The sequence below is a fragment of the Streptomyces minutiscleroticus genome, assembly GCF_014650875.1.
Classification (GTDB): domain Bacteria; phylum Actinomycetota; class Actinomycetes; order Streptomycetales; family Streptomycetaceae; genus Streptomyces; species Streptomyces minutiscleroticus.
The window spans coordinates 27,001-34,808 of record NZ_BMVU01000060.1; the positions used below are offsets into that span (position 1 = coordinate 27,001).

7 protein-coding genes are annotated in these 7,808 nt (G+C 71.3%); 2 read left to right on the forward strand and 5 right to left on the reverse strand.

The genetic code is table 11. The features are described from left to right. Window positions 1-9: 9 nt before the first annotated feature. The gene (locus IE271_RS34210; RefSeq protein ID WP_190194373.1) at window positions 10-591 is read right to left on the reverse strand and encodes an NAD(P)H-dependent oxidoreductase; all 582 of its coding nucleotides are present in this window, start codon (window positions 589-591) and stop codon (window positions 10-12) included. Window positions 592-864: 273 nt separating this feature from the next. Here IE271_RS34210 and IE271_RS34215 point away from each other — a divergent pair, with 273 nt between their 5' ends. Next, on the forward strand, window positions 865-1,452 hold the full coding sequence (locus IE271_RS34215; RefSeq protein ID WP_190194374.1) for a TetR/AcrR family transcriptional regulator: 588 nt from the start codon (window positions 865-867) through the stop codon (window positions 1,450-1,452). A gap of 62 nt (window positions 1,453-1,514) precedes the next feature. Here IE271_RS34215 and IE271_RS34220 read toward each other — a convergent pair whose 3' ends face one another. Beyond that, entirely contained in the window at window positions 1,515-3,065 is a 1,551-nt protein-coding gene (locus IE271_RS34220; RefSeq protein ID WP_190194375.1) for a carboxylesterase/lipase family protein, read from the reverse strand. Between the two features lie 43 nt (window positions 3,066-3,108). After that, a complete protein-coding gene (locus IE271_RS34225) occupies window positions 3,109-4,023 on the reverse strand; it encodes an MBL fold metallo-hydrolase (RefSeq protein ID WP_190194376.1) in 915 nt (304 codons plus the stop codon). Between the two features lie 178 nt (window positions 4,024-4,201). On the opposite strand from IE271_RS34225, the gene IE271_RS34230 reads away from it, so the two are divergent. After that, complete coding sequence (locus tag IE271_RS34230; protein ID WP_190194377.1) at window positions 4,202-7,123, forward strand: helix-turn-helix transcriptional regulator; 2,922 nt, start codon at window positions 4,202-4,204, stop codon at window positions 7,121-7,123. A gap of 137 nt (window positions 7,124-7,260) precedes the next feature. On the opposite strand, the gene IE271_RS34235 is transcribed toward IE271_RS34230, so the two are convergent. Both IE271_RS34235 and IE271_RS34240 read right to left on the reverse strand, forming a co-directional pair. Next, the gene (locus IE271_RS34235; RefSeq protein WP_190194378.1) at window positions 7,261-7,437 is read right to left on the reverse strand and encodes a hypothetical protein; all 177 of its coding nucleotides are present in this window, start codon (window positions 7,435-7,437) and stop codon (window positions 7,261-7,263) included. Between the two features lie 211 nt (window positions 7,438-7,648). After that, window positions 7,649-7,808, reverse strand: a 160-nt coding sequence (locus IE271_RS34240; protein WP_268256253.1) for a non-reducing end alpha-L-arabinofuranosidase family hydrolase, incomplete at its 5' end; no start/stop codon positions are given.

Genomic DNA, 7,808 nt, shown 5'->3' on the forward strand with positions numbered 1-7,808 from the left:
GGCCGTCGATCAGACACTTCCGGTGGAGCCGAGAAGTTCGCGGTAGCGCTTGGCGTGCACAGCAAGGTCCTTGTCGGAGACGGTACGGGCTCCGTGCAGAACCAGCGGCTCGGCAAGGCGCATGCCGACCAGGCGGGCGGTGGCGTCGAGAGGTGCCAGCAGTTGGGCCATCGTGAAACGGGAGGTGGGATCGCCGGCAGCGTACGAGTCTTCGGGCCCGCCCGTGGAGGTGACCACCTGAAGGGTCTTGCCGCGTAGTGCAAAGCCGCTGCCGCCGTAGGCGAAGCCGTGGGTGAGGACCTGGTCGATCCACGCCTTGAGCACTGCGGGGACGGAGTACCAGTACCAGGGGAACTGCCACACGATCCGGTCGTGGTCGCGCAGCAGTTGCTGCTCACGGGCGATGTCGAAGCGGCCGTCGGGGCAAGCGGGGCTGATCTTGTGGACGGTGACGTGCGGGAGGTCGCTCACGGCCTCGGCCAGGCGGGCGGTGATGCGGGAGGAAGCCAGGTCGGGATGGGCGACGACAACCAGGGTGCGCGAGGGGGGCAGGCCGGCTGAGGTTGCGGAGAGAAGGCTGGGCTGGTTCATCGGACTTGATCCTTGGCTGCGGTCGGCTTACGGGACAGGCGAAGCAGACGATCCCTGGGCCACTGTGGCCATCCGGCGCGTCTGCCGGTGACATGGGTGTCACTCACGTGGGGACCAGGTGCCCCACGTCTCGATTCATGTGACGGATCGTTCCGTCACGGAGTTTGTGACGGAACGATCCGTCTGTCAAGCTGGGATCGAGGCCGGCACGCTCGCGCAGGGCCCGTCGCTCGCCGCGTCGACTTCACGCACGACAAGCAGAAGGAGCACATCATGGCTCGCAGAACAGCTGAGGAGAACCGGCGCCACGTCCTGGCCGTGGCGAGCGGCCTGTACTACCAGCACGGCATCCGCGCCGTCGGCATGGACCGGGTGGTCAAAGAGAGCGGAGTCGGCAACGCCACCGTCTATCGGCAGTTCCCCACCAAAGACGCTCTGGCCAGCGCCTACACACAGGACCGCGCCGACGCCTGGTTCGCGCGTATGCGCAAGGCCGCCGACCAGGCCGACGACCCGCGCGAGAAGCTCCTGTCAATCTTCACGACCGTCATCGAGGAGACAGAACTCCCCACCTTCCGCGGTTGCCCCATGCTCAACACCCATACCGAGTTCCCCGACCCGCAGCACCCCGCAAACCGTGTCGCAGTCACCCACGAGCAGCGGGTCCGCCGATGGATGCGTGACTTGGCAGCCGACGCCTGCGCTCCCGACCCCGAGCAGCTCGCCGACGATCTACTCCTCGTCCTCAATGGCGTCTACGTCACCGCCACCGTCCTCGGTCCCCAAGGCCCCGCCCAGCGCACCGTTGAGCTCGCTCGCCGCCTCATCTGGACTGCCTGCGGCGAACCTCGCCGCCCCTGAGACGTGCCGCAACGCTCGCCGTCCCTCACGGAGGCCGCGGCGCAGCTCGTCGCCGACTTCTTCTACGCCGGTATGGTGTGTCCCTGGGAACGGTGGCCGGCAGGTCGGCGCCAAGCCTGTCGTTCCTGGCTGCGGGGGTCGTCGACCCGGGTCCACTCGGCGTCGATGCGCATCGTTGCCCGTCGCTCGTCGGCGTACGGGTCCCAGCCGGGGTCGCCGGTCCTGGCGAACCGGGCCCATGTCTCGTGCGTACGGGCGGCGAGATCCGCGGGGGGCGCGTCAGGGCCGAGCAGGGCGGCGGATCCGTGGAGCTGCGGAAGACGGGCGACGTCGAAGACGAAAGGCAGCTCGACCGCGTGGGTGGCGCCGAGTTCCCCGTCCAGGGCCCGGGAGCGCCAGGCGAACTCGTAGGCGTACGTCGCGGATTCCGGGTGGGCGGCATGTGCGCCGGCCAGGGCCCAGCTGCCGGCGCCGAACAGCGCGTCGCCCATGATGGCGGAGCGCAGCTCGCCGAAGGACGCCTCGGGGCGTGCCTTCCGGTACGTCTCGACGAGTCGCGCCGGTTCCGGGTGCGAGCGTGCCGCCGCATCGTCGACGTCACCGGGGGTCGAGGTGGCGTACTTGCCCACCGGGACCAGATAGAGGTTGCCCTCTTCGGTGTTGGTACCGATGAGCAGGTCGATGTCGCTGCTGAGGCCGGTGGCGACGGAATCGGCGGGCTGTGTGTCGAGGACCAGGCTGAAGGGGCTGAGTCCGATCAGCGGGTCGTGGTGCGTGCCGGTGCGCAGGTCGATGCCCGCGAGCCGGGAGGCGGCCTCGACCAGGCGGTCGTCGGAGATGTCCGCGAAAGCGTCGGCCCGGGGCTCGATGCCCAGGGCCCCGGCTGCTGCCCCGGTGACGCGGGCGGCCTGCTCGGTGGTGAACGCCCCCAGGCCGCTGCCGCTCTGGACGATCGCCCGGCGGAACAGGCCTGCGGCTTCCGGGGTGGCGAGGACGCCGCCGACGATGGTCGCCCCGGCCGACTGGCCGAAGAGGGTGACGTTGTCCGGGTCACCGCCGAAGGCGGCGATGTTCTCCCGTACCCAGCGCAGCGCGGCGACGACGTCGAGCAGTCCTCGGTTGGCGGGCGCCCCGGGGATGTCGAGGAACCCGGTGATGCCGAGCCGGTAGTTGAGGGTGACGAGGACGACGCCGTCGCGGGCGAAGGCGGAGCCGTCGTACAGCGCGGACCGCGTGGATCCGGCGACGAATCCGCCGCCGTGGACGAACACCATGACGGGCAGGCCGCCGCCGACTTCAGGCGTCCAGACACTGACCGTGAGGTAGTCCTCGCCGCGGCTCCAGCCGGTGCCGAAGTAGGGGGACATGTCGACGCTGCCGAGCCTGCGCTCGGACTGCGGCGCGTTGGGTCCCGGCACGGTGGCGTCCCGTACGCCGTCCCACGGCTCGTGCGGCCGGGGCGGCGCGAACCGGCCTGCGCCGCGAGGCGGGGCGGCGTAGGGAATGTTGAGGTAGAGGACCGTGTCGCCCTGGCGCAGGCCGCGGACGGCTCCCTGCGCCGTGGTCACGACGGGGTCGGGGTGGTGGCTCGTGTGTCGTGTCCTGTGGCTCATGTCTCGGGCCTCGTCTCTCGTGTCTCGTGTCTTTCCGCAGGACTCAGACCTGCTCGGTGTACGGGGCGAAGGGGGCCCAACCCTTGATGGCGAACGTGTCTCCCTCGCGTGCCACTTCGGCGGCGCCGTGGCCGCCCAGATGCGCGGGGATCACGAGTGCGTTGTTGTCGGCCGCCCAGCCCAGCACCTTGCGGCGGGTGGCGCGGGCGCCCACGGGGTCCTCGCAGAAGCAGCTGTTGGAGTCGGGGTCGAGGATCTGCACGGGACTGTGCAGCATGTCCCCGACGAACACCGCGCGGTCCGTCCCGGAGGCGAGGGTCAGCACGGAGGAGCCGGGGGTGTGTCCGGGAGCCGCGTCCAGGCGGAGGTCGGCGTCGATCCGGTGGCTGTTCTCCCACAGCAGCGTCTGGCCGGCCCGGTGCACCGGGGCCACGCTGTCCTCGAAGACGTTCTGGTTGCCGCGGCCGAACAGTGGCTCGTGACCGTTCCCGGGGTTCCAGAAGTCGAAGTCGTCCTTCGGCATCAGATAGGTGGCGTTGGGAAAAGTGGGGACCCACTGGCGGCCGTCCAGATACGTGTTCCAGCCGACGTGATCGACGTGGAGATGTGTGTTGATCACGACGTCCACGTCCTCGGGCTGGACGCCGGCCCGCGCGAGGTTGGCCAGGAAGGCTGTTTCGAGGCGGCTCCAGACCGGCGAGTACGGGCGGTCCTTGTGGTTGCCCACGCCGGTGTCGACGAGGATGGTCCTGCCTCCGCTGCGCAGCAGCCAGGTCTGGATCGCGGAATTGACGGTGTTGGTCTCGGAATCGAGGAAATGCGGGGTCAGCCAGGAGGCGCCGTCGTTCCACACTTCCTTCGGATTTTCGGGGAAGAAGGTGTCGGGTGTCATGTCGACGGAACCGAAGTACTCCCATACCCGGGTGATGGTGACGTTGCCGAGCGTGATCTGTTCCATGGGGTGTCCTGTGGCATGAGGAGGTAGTACTGAGACCGTACGAGCGGCCTCGGCGCGCGCGGTATCCGTAACGTGACTGCACCTGTGCGCACGGCCGGGCGCCGGACCCGGCCGCTTGTAGCCTGGATGGGCCAGAGCAAGGCGACTCCGCTCGAGAGCCGCAATTCCGGGAGACTCCGTGGACGAGCACACAGGCGGCCGCGGTGCGGTCATGGGACCGGAGCCGGAGCCGGACCGGGGGGAGCCGGTCGTCGGCCGGGACGCGGAATTGGCACGCCTCTTCCGTGTGGTGGACTCGGTGTCGGCCGACCCGGTGCTGATGCTGGTCGTCGGTGATGTGGGCACGGGCAAGAGCACGCTGCTGGGGCACGCGGTGCGCCGGGCCGAGGCCGGCGGTGCTCGCGTACTGCGTGCCGCAGGGAGCGAGTCGGAGTCGAGCCTGGCGTTCTCCGCCTTGCATCAGTTGCTGCGGCCGGTACCGGCCGAGGTGGACGGACTGCCGGGGAGGCAGCGCGCCGCGCTGCAGGACGCCTTCGGCAAGGGGCCGGCCACGTCGGGACCCGATCTCATGCTGGTCGGGATCGCCGTGCTGAGCCTGTTGTCAGGACTGGGCGACCGCCATCCGGTGCTCGTGGTGCTGGACGACGCGCAGTGGTGCGACCGTGCTTCCCTGGACGCGCTGTCCTTCGCTGCCAGACGGCTGGAAGGGGAACCGGTCACGATGCTGATCGGGGCCCGTGGCGGCGATCACCTTCCGGGATTCGACCGTCATGTGCCGACGCTGACCCTGGGACCGCTCGACAGCGCTGCGGCCGATCAGTTGCTGGACCTGCAGCCGAAGAGCCCCACCGGCCGCACCAGGTCCCGGATCCTCGACCAGGCAGGCGGCAACCCGCTGGCGCTGGTGGAACTGGCGAGGGCGGCATCGGCACCGGACACGGCCGTGGGGTCGCCGTCCGCAGGTCCGCTTCCGCTCGCCGAGCACCTGGAGCGGATCTTCGCCGCCCGTCTGAACGGCCTCCCCGCCGCCACCACGCGGGCTCTGCTGCTCCTGGCCGCCATGGACAGCGCCGACTCCGCGATCGCGGTCCCGGCCGGACTGCCGCACGCCGGGGACGAGATCTGGCCGCCCGCCGAACGGGCCGCACTGGTCCGGCGGACCGGCCACGACGTCCGGTTCCGCCACCCACTGGTCCGGTCCGCCGTGTATCACGCCGCCTCCCCGGGCGCCCGGCGCGAGGCGCACCTCGCGCTCGCCGAGATGCTGCGGGACGAACCGGACCGGAGTGCCTGGCATCGTGCAGCCGCCTGCCCGCACCCGGACGCGGCCGTGTCGGCGGAGCTGGAGCGGAGCGCCGGACGGGCCCGCCGCCGCGGCGGTCATGCAGCGGCGGCTCAGGCCCTGCAGCGTGCCGCGGAACTCGCACCGCGGCGCGAGGACAGTGCCCGGCTGCTGGTCGGAGCCGCCGCGGCGGCCGTGTTCACCGGAGACATCGCCTGGGTCGAGGAACTGGTCGCCGCGGCACGCACGCGCACGGATGACGCAACCCTGCTGGCCTCCGCCGCCGTGCAGGCCGGACGGCTGGCGGTCCTCACCGTGCGCCACCCCGTCGTCTTCTCCCGGCTGGCCGGCGCGGCCGAGGAGTTGACGGTCTCCCAGCCCGCAGCCGCGCTGGACCTCGTGGCCGGCGCCGCCGTGGTCCGCTTCTACTCCGGAGAGGACACCCAGCGCCACCGCATCCAGGACATCCTGCGGCGCCTGCCCGCGAACGCCCCGCACGCGGACCTGCGCACCTGGGTGAGGGCCGTGTCGGACCCCTTCGACGACCGGGACCAACTCCTCGCCCTGTTACCGAAGCTGGTCGCCGAGGCGCAGGACCGGCCGGAGCGGCTCACCGCCGTCGGGATCATGGCGTGGCTCCTGGACGAGACCCCACAGGCCGTCCGCGCCTTCGACGAGGCCTTCGACCGCTGGCAAGTGCAGGGAGCCCTGCCCGAGGGACTGGGCGGCGCGGTCGCCTGGGCCTATACGGAGCGAGGACGGTGGGAACAGGCCCGTGAGGCCTGCGCCCGCACCACCGCCGTCGGCCGGGTGGCCGGCCTCGACCACGCCGTGGCCTGCGCGGCCGCGGTGGACGCCACCCTGCTGGCCCTCCAGGGCGATCCGTCCACGGCCCGGACCCGGGCCGAGGAGGCGCTCACTCTGATCGATCCGCTGGAAAGCCGCTCGGTCGGCGTCTACGCCCATCGCGCGCTCGGTGCCGCGGCAGTCGCGGAAGGCGCCTACGAGACCGCGTACGGCCAACTCCGCATGGTCTTCGCGGCAGACGGCACGCCCGTGCACTATCACGCCTCCTACCCGGCCCTCGCGGATCTGGCCGCCGCCGCTGTGCGCTGCGGCCGCCACGAGGAGGCTGCCGCGATCGTCGAGCGCTCGGCGGCCGCGCTGGCGGGCCACGCCTCACCTCGTCTGCGCGCGCTGATCAGCCGAGCCCGGGGCCTGCTGACGGACCCCAGGGAGGCCGAACCGCACTTCCGGGCGGCTCTGGCGGATCCGGTACTGGAGTACTGGCCCTTCGAACGCGCACAGACCCTGCTCGACCTCGCCGAGTGGCTGCGGCGCCGCCGGCGCATCGCGGAGGCGCGTGGGCCGCTCACCGAGGCCCTGGAGATCTTCCGTCGCCTGGGCGCGCGCCCGTGGATCGAGCGGGCCCGGGCCGAATCGCGCGCCGCCGGCCTCGCCGTCACGGATCCGGCCCCGGACGCGCTCGCCGAGCTGTCCCCGCAACAGCAGCAGATCGTCCGGCTCGCCGCCCGCGGGCTGACCAACCGTGAGATCGGCGAGAAGCTCTTCCTCTCCCCGCGCACGGTCAGCTCGCACCTCTATCGCAGCTTCCCCAAGCTGGGCATCACCGCCCGTTCCCAGCTGCGAGACCTCCTCGAGGGGACCCTCGTGACGGCGGTCCAGCAGGAACAAGGTCCTCCAGACGCCTACGTCCCGGACGATCCGCATGCACAGACAACAGCCCTTCGGGAAAGCCGGTCGGGCCACCTCGGCGGTCTGAGCCGGAACCTCACCCGGCAGACGTGGACGCGATGACACCTCGATCACCTCACGCTCGCGCCTCCACGCCGCTCCGGCCGTCATCCCGCCACCACACCATCACGTGAAGGCCGCCGCCGAATGCGCCAACAGTGTCCACCAGGGGCGTGACCGTCGCCCCTCCCACTGGGCCCTCAAGTTCTCCTGGATCCGTCACCTCCCGCCTTGTCAACGATCTGATCCGTGGCGTCGGCCCAGTACACGTCCGCGGTGTCGACGAAGTCGATGCCCTCGCCGGGGGCGCGGTGGGTGATCCGGAGCGCCGCGGTGCGGGCGAGACGGGCCGGTGCGGCGCGTCCGGTAGCGGACATGCCGTGGTGGGGTCCCACGCGCCTCGGTCTTTCCGGAGGCGGGCTGGGCCGCGGCCATGGCACCGGAGGTGAGAGGAGCCCCGGCCGCCGCACGGCCGGGGTTCCTCGGGGCGGTGAGTGTCGGCAAGCCAGTGGGACGGCCCACGCCGTGAATCGCTCGTCCACGCGTCGGCGGACCGCACCCCATCGCGCTCACCGCGGACCGGGCGGGTCAGCGCCGCAGGGTGAGGACACCCGGCCGCCACGGCAGTCGGTTGTACTCGCCGCCCGCGGCGGGGGACTTGCCCTGGTAGAGGAACTGCAGGTTGCAGGGGTCGACGGTCATGGTCTGGTCGGGGTTGTTGCGGACCAGGTCACCGTGGCTGATGTCG